The following is a 17,759-nucleotide window of genomic DNA, read 5'->3' as shown; positions in this document are numbered from 1 at the left end:
CCGGGCCTAGCGTCGGCCACCACCCCGAAGCGAAAGGAGCAGCGATGACCGACCCCCACCGTGACGGCAGCGAGGCCGACGAGGCGGTCGTCCTGGGCGGCGGCATCGCCGGGCTCACCACCGTGCTGGCCCTGCGTACCGCTGGCATCCCCGCCAAGGCCTACGAACGGGCCCCCGCCCTGCGCACCGCCGCCTCCGGCAACGGGCTGGTGATCTGGCACAACGCCGTTCTCGCGCTGCGCGCCGCAGGTCTGGAGAAACACCTGGAGGGGGTGGGCACGGAACTGCTCCACTACCGGTTCCGCTCTCGGCGCTCCGGTGCCCTTGCCGACTGGTCCATCGCGGACGGAGCCCGCCGTCACAACGCCCCGGCGTATACGGTGTCCCGCCCGGCCCTGCACCGCATGCTCAGCGAACTCGTCGGCGACGACCTCCGGCTGGGCGCGCGCTGCACGGACTTCACCGAGTCTGCCGACGGCGTGCGCGTGCGCTTCGAGGACGGCCGCGAGGTGCGCACGCCGCTACTGATCGGTGCGGACGGTCTGCGTTCCACCGTACGGCGGCAGCTCATGCCATACGAACCGCCGCCCCGGTACGCAGGCATGACGGCCTGTCAGGGCGTGGTCGAACTTCCGCCGCAGCGGGTGCCGCCGGGGGTATTCGTCAACACCTTCGGCGAGGGCACCTGGTTCGTCCACTACCGGGTCGACGACACCTGCGTGTACTGGGACGCGGTGCTCAGCGACCGGGTCGCCCACCGGATCGGACTCGGTGCGAGCGCTTTGGGTCTGGGCGTACGGGAGGCGCTGCTGAGGGAGTTCGGCGACTGGCCGGACCCCGTACCGGCGCTGATCGAAGCGACCCCCGAAGACGTCGTGCAGCCCGTGGACATCTTCGACCGGGACCCGGTACCGCGCTGGAGCACCGAGCGCGTCACCCTCGTCGGCGACGCCGCGCAGCCGGTGACCTTCAACCTGGGCCAGGGCGCCAACCAGGCGATCGAGGGGGCCGTGGTCCTTGCCCAGAGTCTGGCTTCCGCAGCTCCGGCCGGACATGCCGCCCTGGCCGACCCGGCCGCCGCCCTGGCCTCGTACGAACGCGTGCGCATCGCCCGTACCCGCCGCATCGCCCGCCGCTCCCGTGCCAACGCGATACTTAGCCGCTGGCAGAACCCGACGGTGTGCCTGCTGCGCGACGCCTTCATGCGGCTGGCCTTCGACCGCCCTGTCTACCGGGCGACGTACCGACTCACCATGGACACTGACCTGATCCCGGAGGACGCCCGCCCATGACCCGCGCCCCTTCCCGCCCGACGCGGCAGCCCGCCGCGTCCGCCCCACTCCACCCCATTGCGCCCGCCGCCTCCGAGGCCCGTCCCACCAGCGGTGTCAGCCGGACGGCGGTGATCATCGCCCAGGCCCGCGCCACCGAGGACGCCCGTGCGGACAGGCTGTTCGCCGATCCGTACGCGCAAGCCTTCGTCGACGCGGTCGGCTGGATCCAGGTCACCGAGGCGGGCCGCCTCAACCAGGGCCACTTCGTGCTTCGCACCCGCTTCTTCGACGACTGGTTCCGAGTGGCCGCGGGGGAGGGCTGCCGTCAGGCGGTGGTCCTGGCGGCCGGGCTCGACACGAGGGCCTACCGCCTCGAATGGCCGGAGGGCTTCCGGCTGTTCGAGATCGACCTGCCAGGGTTGAGCGCCTTCAAGGATGCGGTGCTGGGCGTCCAGGGCGCCCGCCCGGCCTGCGAGCGGACCGCGGTGCGGGCGGATCTGCGCGACGACTGGCCCACCACGCTGACCGCCGCCGGGTTCGACCCCGGGCAACCGACCGCCTGGCTGGTGGAGGGTCTGATGATGTACCTGGAACCCGCTGACAACGACCTGCTCGTGGAGCGCATCGGCGCGCTTTCCGCGCCAGGCAGCAGGCTCGCCCTGGAACACGTCAACAAGGCGTACACCGATCTGCCCCCACTGCGCACCGTGCACGAGCGGCTGCGCAAGGTCGGCGCGTCCTGGCACGCCACCCTGGAGAACCCGCAGGCCTGGCTGGACGGGCACGGATGGACGGCGCGGGTAACCCCGCAGACCGAGCTGGCCGCCCGGCACGGCCGTCCGGTCCCCGAGCTCACCGACCCCCGGCAGGTCGGCGACGCCCGGATGTGGCTGGTCGACTCGGTCCGCAAGCCGGCCGCCTGATCAAGCGGGCGGTCGGCCCGTACGGCAGTCCGCCCCTTCCAGGAAACCGACCCCGCCCGGGTCGCCCGAGCCTCCCGCCCGCGCTCCCGGAGCCCCGCGAAGGCGTCGGCCGTCAGGCGGCTGCCGTCTTCGTCACGTGCCCCGCGAGCCACGTGGGGAAGGCCGTGAGGTCCGGCAGGACCACGTCCGCGCCCGCCTCCCGCAGTGCCTCCGCGCCGTACGGGCCCGTCGTCACGGCGACCGCGAGTGCGTCCGCCGCGCGGGCGCCGCGGACGTCGCCGAGGTGGTCGCCGACGTAGACGCTCGCCCCGTGCTCGCGCAGTGCGAGTGCCTTGCCCTCCGCCCAGACGTTGCCGATGACGGCGTCCACCTCGATGCCCAGGTGCGCGAGGTGGAGTTCGGCGTTGGGCTGCCACTTGCCGGTGACGACGACCGTCCGGCCGCCCGCCGCCCGTACCGCTTCGACGGCCTCGCGGGCGCCGGGCAGCGGGGTGGTGGGGGCGATGGCGTAGTCGGGGTAGAGGGCCCGGTATCGGTCGGCGATCTCCCCGATGCGCGCGGCGGGGAACCAGTTGGCGATCTCGTCCTCCAGCGGCGGGCCGAGCCGGGTGACGACGAGGTCGGCGTCGATCCACACCCCGGTCTCCGCGGAGAGCCGCCGGTAGGCGGCCCGGATGCCGGGGCGGGAGTCGATGAGGGTCATGTCGAGGTCGAACCCGACGGCGAGGTGTGCGTGCGCGGTCATGGCTGCCATTGTGCCGGGGCGGCACTTCCGTCTGCCGGGGCGGCGTTCCCGCATGCCGGGGCGGCGTTCCCGCATGCCGGGGCGCAACTTCCCTCCGCCGGGGCCGCGCCTCCGCTGTCTTCCGGGGCGGCACTTCCCTCCGCCCGAGCAGCGTCCCCGCCTGCCGGAGCGGCACTTTCCCCCGCCGGGGCCGCGCTTCCCGGGCTGGTTCCCGCTGCCGGGGCGGCGTCCCCGCCCCGGCCGTACACTTAGGCTCGCCTAACCTGCCGTATCTCCAGCTCGCTCCACCTGCCTGTTTGCCTCCGGATTGGGACCGATGCCGACCGCCGCCCCGCCCGCCGCCAGGCCGGCCCCGCCTTCCTCCCGTGGTCGGGGCGCGACCCTGACGCGCCGTTTCGGCTGGACGGCGGTCGCCGTCGCGGCGCTGCTGGTGGCGGTGCTGCTCAGCCTGGCGGTGGGCGCGAGGACCGTGGCGCCCGCGGCCGTGCTCGACGCGCTGCTGCACGGCGGCTCCGGCGCGGACGCCGAGGTCGTACGTCAGATGCGGGTGCCCAGGACCGTCATCGGCGTCATGGTGGGCGCGGCCCTCGCGCTCGCCGGAACGGCGCTTCAGGGCATCACCCGCAACCCGATCGCCGACCCGGGCATCCTCGGCATCAGCCAGGGCGCCTCGGTCGGCGTCGTCCTCGCCATCGCCTTCGCGGGCGTCCACACGCTGAACGGCTACGTGTGGTTCGCCTTCGCGGGCGCAGCCCTGGCGTCGGTCGCGGTGTACGCCATCGCGTCCGGCGGGCGCGGCGGGGCGACCCCGGTCAAGCTCGCGCTGGCGGGCGCGGCGATCAACGCGCTGCTGGTGTCGGTGACGATGGCGGTGCTGACGACGAAGGCCGCCGCGCTGGACGAGTTCCGCTTCTGGAACGTCGGCTCGGTGGCCGGCCGTGACATGGGCGTCGTCGCCCAGGTCTGGCCGTTCCTCCTGGTCGGGCTGGTGCTGGTGCTGTCGGTGGCGCGCGGTCTGGACGCGCTCGCGCTCGGCGAGGACGTGGCCAGGGGCCTCGGTCAGAACGTCGCGGTCGTACGGGTGGTGGGCGGCCTCGGCGCGACCGTCCTGACCGGGGTGGCGGTGGCGGCGGCCGGGCCGATCGCGTTCATCGGCCTGGCGGTGCCGCACCTCGCGCGGGCGGTCGTCGGCAGCGACCACCGGTGGGTGCTGCCGATGGCTGCGCTGATCGGTCCGGTGATGCTGTTGGTGGCGGACGTCGTCGGGCGGGTGCTGTTCCCGCCGAGCGAGGTACCGGCCGGGGTGATGACGGCGCTGATCGGCGTGCCCTTCCTGGTCGCGCTGGTACGACGGAAGGCGGTCCAGGCATGAGCACGGCCACCCTCGGCAAGGACGCGCGCCCCTCCCGCCCCACCGGTCCCGTCCGTCCCGCCGGATACGCGCTCGTACGGGCCGGGAGCGCGTCGTTCCTGCTGCACCGCCGGGCCGCCCTCGTCGCGTCCGCGCTCGCGGTGGTGCTGGCGGCGGTGTGCGTGGCGTACCTCTGTGTCGGGGAGCGGTTCGTGCCCCCGGGCGAGGTCCTGCGCGTCCTGTTCGGCCAGGAGTCCCGCAGCGAACTCGTCGTCGGCACCCTGCGCCTGCCCCGGATGACCGTCGGCCTGCTGGTCGGCATCGCGTTCGGCATCGCCGGGGCGCTCATCCAGACCGTCGCCCGCAACCCGCTCGCCAGCCCCGACATCATCGGCATCAGCCAGGGTGCGAGCGCGCTGACCGTCGGCGCCATGATCTTCGGCATCACGTCGTACGACGTCCTGCCGTACCTCTCGGTCCTCGGCGGCGTCCTGGCCGCCGCCCTGGTGTACGTCTTCGCCTGGCGCGGCGGGCTGCACGCGACGCGGTTCGTGCTGATCGGCATCGGCTTCGCGATCGCCCTGCGCTCGGTCACCCACCTGTTTATGACGAAGGGCGATTACCTGGTCGCCCAGCAGGCCCAGATCTGGATGACCGGCTCGCTCAACGGGCGCGGCTGGGACGAGGCCGCCACCCTGGGCTGGGTGCTGGTGGTCCTGCTGCCGGGCGTCGCGTGGGCCGCGCGGGCGCAGCGCACCGCCGCGATGGACGACGACACGGCGGTGGCGCTCGGCGTACGGCTGGGCCGGGTACGGCTCGGGCTGGTGGCGCTCGGCGTGATCCTGGCGTCGGTGGCGACGGGCGCGGCCGGGCCCGTGGACTTCGTGGCGCTGCTGGCCCCGCAAATCGCCCGCCGGCTGACGCGCACCGCACAGATCCCGCTGTTGTGCTCGGCGCTGCTCGGCGCGGTGGTCGTGGTGGCCGGGGACCTGCTGGCCCGCAGGCTGTTCTCGCCGACCGAGCTGCCGGTGGGCGTGCTCACGGCGGCCGTGGGCGCCCCGTATCTGATCTGGCTCATCATGCGTGGGCGTACAGGAGGCAAGGCATGAGTTCCGACCCGACGACCGGGCCCGTGACGCGGCTGAGGGCGGCTTCGCTGACCCTCGGGTACGAGGACCGCACCGTCGTCCACGAACTGGACCTGGCGATTCCGGACGGCCGGGTCACCGTCATCGTCGGCCCGAACGCCTGCGGCAAGTCGACCACGCTGCGCGCGCTGGGCAGGCTCCTGAAGCCGAAGGGCGGGTCGGTCCTCCTGGACGGCGCGGAGCTGGCCCGCATCCCCACGAAGAAGATCGCCCAGTCGATCGGGCTGCTGCCCCAGACCCCGGTGGCACCGGAGGCGATCACCGTCGCCGACCTCGTCTCGCGCGGTCGGCAGCCCCATCAGGCATGGTGGAAGCAGTGGTCCGCCGACGACGAGCGCGCCGTCACGGCCGCCATGGCGCGCACGGACGTGGCGGCGCTGGCGGAGCGGCCGGTGGACGCGCTGTCGGGCGGTCAGCGGCAACGCGTGTGGATCGCGATGGCACTCGCCCAGGAGACCGAGCTGCTGCTCCTCGACGAGCCGACGACGTACCTCGACATCTCCCATCAGGTGGAGGTGCTCGATCTGGTCCGCCAGCTCAACCGTGAGCAGGGCCGCACCGTGGTCGTCGTGCTCCACGACCTCAACCAGGCGGCCCGGTACGCCGACCACCTGGTCGCGATGAAGGAGGGGCTGGTCGTCGCAGAGGGCACCCCGGACGAGGTCGTCACCGCGGAACTCGTACGGGAGGTGTTCGGCCTGGAATCGGTCGTCGTGCCGGACCCGGTGACGGGCTCGCCGCTGGTGGTGCCGGGCGCGCCGTGGACGCCGGGGAGCGAAGGGCCCCGGACCGGCGGAGCCGCAGAGGCCATTGATGCCGTTGCTGCCGTTGAGGGCGCGCCCTTTTCCTCCGCCCCCCGATGACCTTCGCCTCCTCGTGGCCTCCGTCCCTCGTCGTCTCCTTCCCCTCGTCACCTCCGCCTCCTCGTGGTCTCCGCCTCCTCGTGGTCTCCGTCCCCTCGTGGTCTCCGTCCCCTCGTGGTCTCCGTCCCCTGAGCGCCTTCCCCCACCGGAGGGTCTCCCGCCCCGGAAGCCCGCCCCTTGAAAGCCTTCCCTCCCCGAAAGGCAGTCACCTGATGAGCAACGCACCGCTGGCCACCGCACGTCGTCACCGCCGGGGCGCAGCCGCCGTCTCGCTCGCCGCCGTCGGCGCACTCGCGCTGTCCTCGTGCGGCGGCGGTGACTCCGCCGGTTCCGGTACGAAGAGCGAGAGGGACGCCTCCGGGACACGCACGGTGAAGACCGCCATGGGCGACGTCCGGGTTCCCGCCGTCCCCAAGCGCGTCGTCGTCCTGGACACCGCCGAGCTGGACTCCGCGATCACGCTCGGCGTGAAGCCGGTCGGCTCCACGCACGCCGACGTCGAGTCCGGCTTCCTGAACTACCTGCCCAAGGACGAGGTCGCGGGGATAAAGGACGTCGGCGAGATGATGACGCCCAACCTGGAGGCGGTCGCCGAGCTGAGGCCGGACCTCATCCTCACCAGCAAGGTCCGCCACGAGGACAAGTACAGCGAGTTGAAGGCCATCGCGCCGACGGTGATGACGGAGGGCACCGGTTACCCCTGGAAGGAGAACTTCCAGCTGCACGCCCAGGCCCTGGGCAAGCAGGCCGAGGCGAAGAAGGTCACCGACGAGTACGCCGCGCACGCCGCGAAGGTGACCGAGGCACTCGGCGGCAAGGACGGGGCCGCGGCGATCGGGGTCAACGTGGTGCGCTTCGTGGAAGGTGCGGACATCCGCATCTACGGCAGGAAGAACTACATCGCGACCGTCCTCGCCGACGTCGGCCTCGGTCGCCCCCCTGTCGTCGACAAGGCCAAGGACGGCTTCTCGTACGACGTGAGCCCCGAGAAGATCGACCTCGCGGGCGAGGGCGCCGACGTCGTCTTCCACACCACGTACGGCGACCCGGCCAAGGCCAAGCAGACCCGGACCCTCAACTCGGCGCTGTGGAAGAACATCCCGGCCGTCAAGGCGGGCAAGGTCTTCGGCGTCGACGACCAGCTGTGGATCCAGGGCATCGGCTACACCGCCGCTAACAAGATCCTGGACGAACTCCAGGCCCACCTCACCGAGTAGCGGCGGCACGGGGCCGGGGCGTCGGACCCCGGACCACCGCACCCCTGACCGCCGGGCTCCGGACCACCGCACCCCTGACCGCCGGGCTCCGGACCACCGCACCCCGGACCGCCGCGCCCCGGGCCGTCGGGCCCCCGGGCGTCGGACCCCCGGGCGTCGGACCCCCGGCCGCCGCACCCCGGACCACCGCACCCCGGACCATCGAGCCCCGGACGCCGCACACCTCGGCGCTATCGCCCGAGCCGCCGAGCCCGCCACACCAGGTACAGCGCCGAGGCGACAGCCGCGGTCCGCAGCAGCGCCGGCCACAGTCCCGTCAGCGCGTCCCCCAGCGCACCCTCGGCCTGGAGGGACAACGGCGTGCCCCAGCGCCCCTCGGTGCGCCCCCACAACCACACCGCGCCGCCGACCGCCACCAGGCCCGGCAGCCCGAGCACGGCCCACTTCGCCTCCGTACGGGTGAGCTTCCGCGAGAGGTACGCGAGGAACCAGCCGCCCGCGAGCACCAGCAGGTTCCCCATGACGGCCCCGACGACCAGCAGCAGCGCGGCCACCAGCAGGAAGAAGCTTCCCGGCGGAATCAGCGGCCCCCGGCCGGCGACCACCGCCTCGTCCGGCGCGACGACCTCCACCACGGGAGTACGCCGCCGGAACCGGTCCGGAACAAACCGTCGTCGCCCCCTGCCTCCGCCCGCCCCGCCGCCGTCGCCGTCCTCCCCCTCTTCCTCGCCCTCTTCCTCCCCTTCGTCCTCGTCCTTCGGCGGCGGCTTGAGTATGTCGGGGATCTCCACTCCGCCGGTGAAGCCGGGTACGGAGGTGCCGAGACCGCCGAAGGGCTCGGGGTCCGTACGCCACCACTCGACGTCGGCGCCCTCGGCCTCGTGCGGGCCGAGTTCGTCCATCCCCGCCAGGTGCGGGCCGGGGACGAACGGGACGCCCGGCCCACCCCCGTCCCCGGGCTCGTGTGCACCGGACCCGCCGCCCCCGGGCCCCTTGCCGCCCCAGGGCCCCTTGCCGCCCCAGGGCCCCTTGCCGCCCGATCCACTGCCGCCCGGCCCTTCGTCGGACCCCACCGATTCCTTGTCGAACCCCACGGGCCCCTCGCGGCCCTCGCGTTCCGTCGCACGGCCTGCCTCGCGCGCCGGCCCGCGTCCGCCCCGGCCCGCACCGTCGCTCCCGCCCTCGCCTCCGCTTCCGCCTCCGGTCCACGACGTGCGGCGCTGCCTGGGCAGCACCCTGCGTGACGTACGGGAGGACAGCACCGCCTCGACACCGCCGCCGCCCACCGCCTCCACGATCTCGTCGGGCGTGCCGAGGCGGCCGAGGATGCGCTGCACGGCGGCCGCGCTGTCCGGGCCGCCGACGGCCTTGGCACGCTGCCGGTCGATCTCGCCGCGCAGCATGGACACGAGGCGCATCCGGTCGCCGGAGTTCAGCTGTCGCTGCTGGGCGAGGTCGCCGACCCGGCTCAGATAGTCGAAGACCAACTGGTCGCTCTCGATCCCCACGGCGTCCGCCCGTCCCCTTTGCTCTGTTCTGCCCTGCTGCTTCGCTTGCTTCGTTCCACTGCTGCGTGTGCGTGCTGCGCCGCGGCTGCGTCGTCGTTTCGCGTACCCCGCAAGTGACCGGCGGCTACACGCAGTTGCCGTCCCGCCCCGGACCGACGTTAGCGCCTGCCGCGAGGGAGGGGACCGCGCAGGGGCTAACGTGGGGCGGATGGGGACCAGCGAGCGCGACCTGGAGGCGCACGTGCCCGAAGGAAACACCACCGACCGCACGACCGCCGGAACGCCGAGGGAGCCGTCAGGCACTCCGGCCGAGCGGCCCGCCGGCCTGCCCGGCACCACGGCACCCGGCATCAGCGCTGCCGACACCGAAGCACCCGGCAGCACCACCGCGGACACCGCAGCGCCCGGCAGCACGACGGCGGACACCGGCACACCCGGCCGCACTACGCCCAACGCCGCAGCACCCGACGGCACCACCGCGGACACCGGCACGCCCGGCAGCGCCACGCCCAGCGCCGCAGCACCCGGCAGCACCGCAACGGACACCGGCACGCCCGGCAGCGCCGTGCCCGGTCGTTCCGCGCCCCCGCGCGCCCCCAGCAGTGGCACCACGCCCCCTCGTACTCTCGCCGAGGCCCTCCGCACCCGGGACGACGACTCCCTCGCTGCTCTCCTGCGCGCCCGGCCGGACCTGCTCTCCCCCGTGCCCGGCGACCTCGGGCTGCTCGCCACCAGGGCCGGTACCAGGGCCTCCGTCGTACGGGCCCTGGAGCGCCTGGACCGTTTCACGCTCCAGGCCGCGGAAGCGCTGGCGGTGGCCCCCGACCCGGCGACGTACGACGCGCTCCGGGCCCTGATGACCGGCGACGAGGGCGACCCGGAGACCGAGGCGGCCCTGCCGCACGCCGTGCACGTGCTGCGCGAACAGGCGCTGCTGTGGGGTGCGGACGACCGGCTGCGGCTCGTACGGACCGCCCGCGAGCTGCTCGCGCCGTCCACGGCGCACCCCTCCCCGACCGGTCTCGGCCCGACCGTGGCGGAGGCCACCGCCGGAATGTCGCCGACCCGGCTCCAGGCGATCCTGGCGGCGGCCGGGCTGCCCACCACGCACGACCCGGTGTCCGCCGTGCACGGCCTGACCTCGCTGTTCACCGACCGGTCGCGGATGGACGCCCTGCTGAACACCGCCCCGACGGACGCGCTGGCCGTGCTCGACCGGCTGGTGTGGGGGCCGCCGTACGGCGAGGTCAGCTCCGATCCGACGCCTCCGGTGCGCTGGCTGCGCGACCGGGGGCTGCTGCTGCCGACCAGCGCGCGGACCGTCGTGCTCCCCCGGGAGGTCGCCCTGCACCTGCGGGCGGGCCGCGCCCACCGCACCCCGGAACCCCACCCTCCACGGCTCGGCACGACGTCGGCGCACTCCCCGAAGATGGTGGACCTGACGGCGGCCGGGCAGGCGTTCACCGCCCTGTCGACCGTCGAGGACCTGCTGAAGGACTGGGACAGGGGCGGTCCGGCCGTCCTGCGTTCCGGCGGGCTCAGCGTGCGCGACCTGAAGCGCACCGCGTCCGCCATGGACCTGCCGGAGCCGACGGCCGCGTTCTGGCTCGAACTCGCCTACGCGGCCGGGCTGCTGGCCTCCGACGGCGAGAGCGACGAGCGGTACGCCCCGACTCCCGCGTACGACGACTGGCTCGGTCTGCCGCCCCAGGAGCGCTGGTCCCGCCTCGCCGCCACCTGGCTGCGCGGCACCCGTACGGCGGGGCTGGTCGGCGGGCAGGACGCGAAGGGCCGCACGCTTTCCGCACTCGGACCCGACCTCGACCGTTCGGCCGCCCCGGAGGTACGCCGCCGGGTCCTGGCCCTCCTCGCCACGCTTCCCGAGGGGACCGCCCCCGACCCGGGCGCCGTCCTCGCCCGCCTGCACTGGGAGCGTCCGCAGCGCGGCACCACCGGCGACCTCCGCACCCGCCTGGCCCTGTGGACCCTCGACGAGGCGGAACTGCTCGGCGTCACGGGTCGCGGCGCGCTGTCGACCCACGGCCGGGCCCTGGCGAACCTGGACGGAACGGCGGCCCCCGGCCCGGGTCCGGACGCGGACCACGCCCCCACGCAGGCCGAGGCCGCCGCCTCCGCACTGCGGGCCGCCGCCCTCCTGGCCCCTCTCATCCCCGAGCCCCTCGACCACGTCCTCCTCCAGGCCGACCTGACCGCCGTGGCCCCCGGACCGTTGCAGCGCCCGCTGGCCGAGACGCTGTCCGTGCTGGCGGACGTGGAGAGCAAGGGCGGGGCGACCGTCTACCGGTTCACCCCGGGGTCGGTCCGCCGCGCCCTGGACTCCGGGCAGGCCGCCTCCGACCTGCACGCCTTCCTCGCCACGCACAGCCGCACCCCGGTGCCGCAGCCGCTCAGCTACCTGATCGACGACGTGGCCCGTCGGCACGGGCACCTCCGGGTCGGCTCGGCGTCCTCGTACGTGCGCTGCGACGACGACACCGTGCTGGGCGAGATCCTGGCCGACAAGCGATCCGCGGGTTTCGGGCTGCGCCGGCTCGCGCCGACCGTGCTGGCCGCCCGCGCCGAACCGGCCGCCCTCCTCGACGGACTGCGCACGATGGGCTTCGCGCCCGCCGCCGAGTCCGCCGCGGGCGATGTGCTGATCACGCGCGCGGACGCCCGCCGCACCCCGGCGCGAACCGCCCCCGCCCCCGTGCCGGAAGGCCCTCCGGTACCGGACGAAACGCTGCTCGGCGCGGCGTTGCACGCGATCCGGGCCGGAGACATGGCCGCGAACGCGGTACGCAAACCGGCCGCCGAGACGACCACCGCCGCGTCCGCCGGCTCGCTGCCCCGTACCTCGTCCGCGGAGACCCTGGCCACCGTCCAGGCGGCCGCCATGACCGGCTCGGCGTTGTGGATCGGCTATGTCAACGCGGACGGCGCGGCGAGCCAGCGCGTGATCGCGCCGGTTCGCGTCGAGGGCGGCTTCGTCACCGCCTACGACCACACCGCCGACGAGGTGAGGACGTACCCGCTGCACCGCATCACGGGCGTCGCGGAACTGGCGGACGACCTCGGCGCGTGAGTCGCGTCACCCCGACGGGGTGGAAATCTCCCGCGTGCGTGCTGCAAGGTGTGGGCCTGGGCGGCCTCGCCGGAGCCTCGGCCGCCGTCACGGCGCTCACCTTTGGAGCCCTCACGCATCGCGGCCTCACTTCCGCCAGAGGACCCGCTTCGTTGCCGGGCCCCGGGCCTCGGCAGAGGGCGCGTCCACCGCCGCCGGCCGGCCGTCCGCGCCCGGCCGGCCCTCCGTTGCCGGGTCGGGTTCTCCCGGTGGCACGTCCTTCGGCACCGGCACCTCCCGGTACCGCTTCCGATGCACCACGCGGCCCAGACGCCGCCCCAGCACCAGGTACCCGATCAGCGCGCCGGTCGCGTTCATGATGACGTCGTCGACGTCGAAGGCCCGGCCGGTGACGATCGCCCCCTGCGCCAGCTCGACCAGTACGATCACCGCGATCGTGGCGAGCATCGTGCGCAGGAACCGCCAGCGGCGCGCCCCGAGCACCGGCAGCAGCACCCCGAACGGCATGCCCAGCACGATGTTCCCGCCGACCTGCTTGCACGCGGCGAGGAAGGTGTAGTCCTGCGCGTACTGCCGCAGCGACGCCCCGGGCCTGAGGTTGCTGTGCACGATGCCCTCGGAGGCGGGTGACGGCATCAGGGTCAGTTTCGCCAGGACGACGGAGAAGGCGATCATCACGAGGAACGCCAGCACGATCAGGGCTCCGCGCAGCAGGACCCAGCTCCGTAACGGGCGCGGTGGCTCTGCGGGTTGAGCGGACTCGGCGGGTTCTGCGGCGGTCGCGCGCTCGGCAGTCATGGCGTGTCGTCTACCCCGGCATCGGCCCCACTCACCCGCCGCCGGCCCGGCTCACACCGGGCGCGCTTGCGCACGTACGGCACACTGGAGGTTTGACCGCGCGCGGAAGGACTCACGGCGTTGAATGGTCCCCTCATCGTCCAAAGCGACAAGACGCTCCTCCTGGAGGTCGATCACGACCAGGCGGGCGCCTGCCGTCGTGCCATCGCTCCGTTCGCCGAACTGGAGCGCGCGCCGGAGCACATCCACACCTACCGGCTGACCCCGCTGGGCCTGTGGAACGCGCGGGCCGCCGGGCACGACGCCGAGCAGGTGGTGAACGCGCTCGTCGAGTTCTCCCGCTACCCGGTGCCGCACGCCCTGCTCGTGGACGTCGCGGAGACGATGGCGCGCTACGGCCGCCTCACCCTGTCCAAGCACCCGGTGCACGGTCTCGTCCTCACCTCCACCGACCGGCCGGTCCTGGAGGAGATCCTCCGCTCGAAGAAGGTCCAGCCGCTGGTCGGGGCGCGGATCGACCCCGACACGGTCGCCGTGCACCCCTCCGAGCGCGGGCAGATCAAGCAGACGCTGCTGAAGCTGGGCTGGCCGGCCGAGGACCTCGCCGGTTACGTCGACGGCGAGGCGCACCCGATCGAACTGGCCGAGGACGGCTGGGCGCTGCGCCCGTACCAGAAGCAGGCCGTGGAGGGCTTCTGGCACGGCGGGTCCGGTGTCGTCGTCCTCCCCTGCGGCGCCGGGAAGACGCTGGTCGGCGCGGGCGCCATGGCCGAGGCGAAGGCGACGACGCTGATCCTCGTCACCAATACGGTCTCGGCCCGCCAGTGGAAGCACGAGCTGGTGAAGCGCACCTCGCTGACCGAGGACGAGATCGGCGAGTACAGCGGGACGAAGAAGGAGATCCGACCGGTCACCATCGCCACGTACCAGGTGCTGACGACCCGCCGGAAGGGCGTCTACCCGCACCTGGAGCTGTTCGACTCGCGCGACTGGGGTCTGGTGATCTACGACGAGGTGCACCTGCTGCCCGCGCCCGTCTTCAAGTTCACCGCCGATCTCCAGGCGCGGCGGCGGCTGGGGCTCACCGCGACCCTCGTACGCGAGGACGGCCGGGAGTCGGACGTCTTCTCGCTGATCGGGCCGAAGCGTTTCGACGCGCCGTGGAAGGAGATCGAGGCGCAGGGCTACATCGCCCCGGCGGACTGCGTGGAGGTACGGGTCAACCTCACCGACTCCGAGCGGCTCGCGTACGCGACCGCCGAGGCGGAGGAGAAGTACCGCTTCTGCGCGACGACGGCGACGAAGCGGAAGGTGACGGAGGCGCTGGTCGCCAAGCACAAGGGCGAGCAGACCCTGGTCATCGGCCAGTACATCGACCAGCTGGACGAGCTGGGTGAACACCTGGACGCGCCGGTCATCAAGGGCGAGACGCCGAACTCGCAGCGCGAGAAGCTCTTCGACGCCTTCCGTACGGGCGAGCTGAACGTTCTCGTCGTCTCGAAGGTCGCCAACTTCTCGATCGACCTGCCCGAGGCGACGGTGGCGATCCAGGTGTCCGGGACGTTCGGGTCGCGGCAGGAGGAGGCGCAGCGGCTGGGCCGGGTACTGCGGCCGAAGGCGGACGGGCACGAGGCGCGGTTCTACTCGGTGGTCGCCCGCGACACCATCGACCAGGACTTCGCCGCGCACCGGCAGCGGTTCCTGGCGGAGCAGGGCTACGCGTACCGGATCGTGGACGCGGACGACCTGCTGGCGGGAGACGGCCGCCAACCGTCCTGACCAGCGCGTCCGGACGCCCGTCCCTCGCCGGACCAGCGCCCTGGGGGCCCGTCCCACGCCGGACCAGCGCCCTGGGGGCCCGCCCCACGCCGGACCAGCGCCTTGGGGGGGGCCTGTCCCACGCGGCGGGGACCGGCACGGCGTCCGGGGGCGGGCGCCCGGCGACCAGCGAGGAGGGCCCGCGCCGAGGCGAGGCGAGGCGACACCGTACGCCGTACGCACGGTCCGCGCCGGGGCGGCACCGTAAGCGCGGACCGCGCCGGGGCGGCATCGTATGCCGTACGCGCGGGCCGCGCGCCCCGCCCGCCCTCCCCCCTCACGTCGCCGAGCGTGCCTCCGACGCGGACTTCCTCGGCTCCGGCATGGCCCCGTACACCGTCGGCCCCTGCGGCCGGCCGTCGCGCAGCCGCCACGCCAGCCACCCCAGCAGCACGAGCGACGCCATCGCGTACGGCGAGAGGCCCGGCTGCTGCCACCACGGCAGCTGCACGTCCAGGTCGCCCTGATGGGGCAGCGCCCAGAAGCTGCGGCAGGTGAAGAGAACCACGAGGACGGCCGCCGCACGGTGGCGGCGCTCGGCACACAGCAGGGCGATCAGCGGTACGCACCACACCCAGTGGTGCGACCAGCTGATCGGCGAGACCAGCAGCATCGTGAGCGCGACGGCCACGACGCCCCACTCCTCCAGCCCGGCGCGGACCGCCCTGCGGGCCACCCACAGCCCGGCCAGGCCGACGACCACCGCGCAGCCGAACCACACGAGCCCCGGCTCCATGGAGTTCATCGCCCGCGCGATCATCCCTTGCAGGGACTGGTTGTCGATGATCCACACCTTGCCGACCCGCTCGGTCTCGAACATGCGCCGGGTCCAGAAGTCGAGGCTCGCGGACGGCAGCACGAGGATGCCGATCACGACGGTGGCGACGAAGGAGGCGAGCGCCGTCAGGCCGTTCCGCACCCGTCCCGTGATCAGCAGGTACACGATGAAGATCGCCGGGGTGAGCTTGATCCCGGCGGCGACGCCGAGCCCGATGCCCTTGCCCAGGGCGCCCTTGGGACGGTTGAGGTCCCACAGCACCAGGCATGCCAGCGCGAGGTTGATCTGGCCGAACACGAACGTCTGGAAGACCGGCTCCAGCCAGATCGCGGCGGCCGTCACCACGAGGACCAGCTCGGGCCGCTGCGGCAGCTTGGCGAACCGCCACGACAGCCGTACGAGGACGGCGAGCAGGACGATGTTTCCGACGAAGAAGCAGACCTTCATGGCCACGACCGACACCCAGGTCGTCGGCACGAAGAGGATCGCGGCGAACGGCGGATAGGTGGCGGGCAGCTTCCATTCCGTCGTCACGAAGTCGTACAGGCTCGTCCCGTCGACGACGGCCTGTCCTTCGGCCCGGTAGACGAGGGTGTCGCCCAGCGGGATGCGGGTCACGAGGAAGAGGGCCGTGAGCGCCGCCACGGACAGCACGAGCAGGACATAGGCGCCCAGGAGGGCGCGGGGGCGGGCGGGGCGGCTGCCTCCGGTCCCGGGGCTCGCACCCGTGGTGCGCGCGGCCCGGGGACTCGCTTCCTCGGGTCGGTCAACGGCGCGGGCGTTCTCGGTCCGGTCTGTCGTCACGACGGCAACCCTATGAGGCACGCGCCCGGCCGGGCCACGCCCGCTCCGCTTCGCGCCACCCCCGAGGCAGGGCGCACCGGCGGGGAGCGCCGTGCGGGGGTTGGTTCCCACAGGCGCGTGGACGGGCAGGGAGCGGTTGGCGCGTGGAGGGGGGCGGGCTCGCGCGTGGAGGGGGCGGGGGCGGGGGCGGCTCGCGCGTGGACGGGCAGGAGGCGGGCCGCGCGTGGACGGGCAGGGCCAGTTCGACACCGACGCGCCCAGCAGCAAGCTCGTCCGGCCCGCGCGTGCGCGTGGACGGGCAGGGTCCGGCCCGCGCGTGCGCGTGGAGGGCCCGGCTGACACCTGGGCGTGAAGGAGGCGGCGTGCGCGTGCAGGGTCCGGTCCGATCCGGCCGACGCGTACTCGGTCGCGGTCCGGCGCCGGTGGCAGGTACTCGGCCCGGTTTCCACCGACCCGTAGCAGGTCCGGCCCCGAACGCCCATCGTCGATCCGGTCCCGAAGGCAAGTACTCGGTCCGGTCCCGAAGGCAAGTACTCCGTCCGCTCCCGAAAGCCTGTACTCGGTCCGCTCCCAAGGGCTCGCACTCAGCCCGCACGTACTCGGCCCGCACGTCTTCGGCCGCACGTACTCGGCCGCACGTACTCGGCCCGCACGTCTTCGGCCGCCGCACGTACTCAGGGCACGCGCTCGGCCGCCGCACGTACTCAGGGCACGCGCTCGGCCCCATGCGTGATCGCTCCGGTTCCCGCGCACTGCCGTGCACGGCGCCCGGTGACGCGCGTCCGCGTGCGGGGTTCCGGTCGCGCGGTGCTCAGCGCTCCGTGTGCATACGGCCGTCCGCCCACGCGTCGCGTTCGTACCGCCAGTCCTCGCCGGTGCGGTCGCCCGCGTTCCGGTTCTCTTCCTTCCAGTCCTCCGCGTAGTCGCCGAGCAGGACCACGCCGACGGCCGCGCCCACGAAGATCCGGACGGCGCGCAGCGCGCGGGACGCGCGGTGCGGTGTGTCCGAGACCGCAGTGGCACCGGAGTGCCCGTGGCCCGTCGGTCGGGCTCCTGCCATTCCTGTCGCTGCACCTGGGGTGAACGTCGCTGTACTCATACCTCCATGGTGTCCGCCGCCCCTCCTCCGCACATCGGACCCGGGGGTGAGCCTCCCCCGCCTCCTCCTCCACCCCCAGGCTGACTCCGCTCCCCGAACTCACCCCAGAGGCTGACGGGTTACCCCCACCCCGCCCGCCCCCGCCACCTGGACCTCGATCCCGATCCCGACCGTGCCCCGGGGATAAAGCCGTTCGCCACCGGCCCTCCCCACCGCTACACTCGCCCGTCTGCCCGCCTCCCTTCCGTGGAGCGCGCCGTCCGGACGGAAACCGGGCGGCAGCCAAGTCGTGATCCATTCGCGTGATCAGCCACACGTGATCCCCGCCGAGCCGTGCCGCACACCCGG

At 73.6% G+C, this 17,759-nt stretch carries 13 protein-coding genes; 8 read left to right on the top strand and 5 right to left on the bottom strand.

Features of this window, described 5'->3' with window-relative positions; all coding sequences use genetic code 11:
• Positions 1-44: 44 nt before the first annotated feature.
• Both ACQPZG_RS19330 and ACQPZG_RS19325 read left to right on the top strand, forming a co-directional pair.
• Complete coding sequence (locus ACQPZG_RS19330) at positions 45-1,292, top strand: FAD-dependent oxidoreductase (protein ID WP_433546981.1); 1,248 nt, start codon at positions 45-47, stop codon at positions 1,290-1,292.
• Positions 1,289-2,197, top strand: a complete 909-nt coding sequence (locus ACQPZG_RS19325) for an SAM-dependent methyltransferase (RefSeq protein WP_433546980.1) — start codon at positions 1,289-1,291, stop codon at positions 2,195-2,197. Before ACQPZG_RS19330 ends, ACQPZG_RS19325 begins: the two co-directional genes overlap by 4 nt.
• A gap of 112 nt (positions 2,198-2,309) precedes the next feature.
• Here ACQPZG_RS19325 and ACQPZG_RS19320 read toward each other — a convergent pair whose 3' ends face one another.
• Positions 2,310-2,942: an HAD family hydrolase gene (locus tag ACQPZG_RS19320; protein WP_433546979.1), complete on the bottom strand. Its 633-nt coding sequence runs from the start codon at positions 2,940-2,942 to the stop codon at positions 2,310-2,312.
• Between the two features lie 307 nt (positions 2,943-3,249).
• Between ACQPZG_RS19320 and ACQPZG_RS19315 the strand changes: the two genes are divergently transcribed.
• From ACQPZG_RS19315 to ACQPZG_RS19300, 4 genes are all read left to right on the top strand, one after another.
• Positions 3,250-4,314 carry a FecCD family ABC transporter permease gene (locus tag ACQPZG_RS19315; RefSeq protein WP_433546978.1) on the top strand — a complete coding sequence of 355 codons (1,065 nt, stop codon included), beginning with the start codon at positions 3,250-3,252 and terminating at the stop codon, positions 4,312-4,314.
• Positions 4,311-5,402 carry a FecCD family ABC transporter permease gene (locus tag ACQPZG_RS19310; protein ID WP_433546977.1) on the top strand — a complete coding sequence of 364 codons (1,092 nt, stop codon included), beginning with the start codon at positions 4,311-4,313 and terminating at the stop codon, positions 5,400-5,402. The genes ACQPZG_RS19315 and ACQPZG_RS19310 overlap by 4 nt, the downstream gene beginning before the upstream one ends.
• Positions 5,399-6,304: an ABC transporter ATP-binding protein gene (locus ACQPZG_RS19305; protein WP_433546976.1), complete on the top strand. Its 906-nt coding sequence runs from the start codon at positions 5,399-5,401 to the stop codon at positions 6,302-6,304. Before ACQPZG_RS19310 ends, ACQPZG_RS19305 begins: the two co-directional genes overlap by 4 nt.
• Before the next feature lie 212 nt (positions 6,305-6,516).
• Positions 6,517-7,521 carry an ABC transporter substrate-binding protein gene (locus ACQPZG_RS19300; RefSeq protein ID WP_433546975.1) on the top strand — a complete coding sequence of 335 codons (1,005 nt, stop codon included), beginning with the start codon at positions 6,517-6,519 and terminating at the stop codon, positions 7,519-7,521.
• Between the two features lie 230 nt (positions 7,522-7,751).
• Here the strand turns inward: ACQPZG_RS19300 and ACQPZG_RS19295 are convergent, their stop codons facing one another.
• Positions 7,752-9,029 (bottom strand): hypothetical protein, encoded by a 1,278-nt coding sequence (locus ACQPZG_RS19295; protein ID WP_433546974.1) that lies wholly within the window; start codon positions 9,027-9,029, stop codon positions 7,752-7,754.
• 208 nt (positions 9,030-9,237) lie between these two features.
• Between ACQPZG_RS19295 and ACQPZG_RS19290 the strand changes: the two genes are divergently transcribed.
• Positions 9,238-12,114 carry a helicase-associated domain-containing protein gene (locus ACQPZG_RS19290; RefSeq protein ID WP_433546973.1) on the top strand — a complete coding sequence of 959 codons (2,877 nt, stop codon included), beginning with the start codon at positions 9,238-9,240 and terminating at the stop codon, positions 12,112-12,114.
• A gap of 126 nt (positions 12,115-12,240) precedes the next feature.
• Here ACQPZG_RS19290 and ACQPZG_RS19285 read toward each other — a convergent pair whose 3' ends face one another.
• Positions 12,241-12,912 (bottom strand): VanZ family protein, encoded by a 672-nt coding sequence (locus tag ACQPZG_RS19285; RefSeq protein WP_433546972.1) that lies wholly within the window; start codon positions 12,910-12,912, stop codon positions 12,241-12,243.
• A 120-nt stretch (positions 12,913-13,032) separates the two neighbouring features.
• Between ACQPZG_RS19285 and ACQPZG_RS19280 the strand changes: the two genes are divergently transcribed.
• A complete protein-coding gene (locus tag ACQPZG_RS19280; RefSeq protein ID WP_433546971.1) occupies positions 13,033-14,691 on the top strand; it encodes a DNA repair helicase XPB in 1,659 nt (552 codons plus the stop codon).
• Between the two features lie 316 nt (positions 14,692-15,007).
• On the opposite strand, the gene ACQPZG_RS19275 is transcribed toward ACQPZG_RS19280, so the two are convergent.
• Both ACQPZG_RS19275 and ACQPZG_RS19270 read right to left on the bottom strand, forming a co-directional pair.
• Entirely contained in the window at positions 15,008-16,312 is a 1,305-nt protein-coding gene (locus tag ACQPZG_RS19275) for a glycosyltransferase 87 family protein (RefSeq protein WP_433546970.1), read from the bottom strand.
• A gap of 811 nt (positions 16,313-17,123) precedes the next feature.
• A complete protein-coding gene (locus ACQPZG_RS19270) occupies positions 17,124-17,372 on the bottom strand; it encodes a hypothetical protein (RefSeq protein WP_433546969.1) in 249 nt (82 codons plus the stop codon).
• Positions 17,373-17,759: the final 387 nt, after the last annotated feature.

The sequence above is a fragment of the Streptomyces sp. CA-294286 genome (genome assembly GCF_050947155.1).
Lineage (GTDB): Bacteria > Actinomycetota > Actinomycetes > Streptomycetales > Streptomycetaceae > Streptomyces.
The sequence above is the reverse complement of the archived record's forward strand: the minus strand, read 5'-3'. Positions and strand labels throughout refer to the sequence as shown.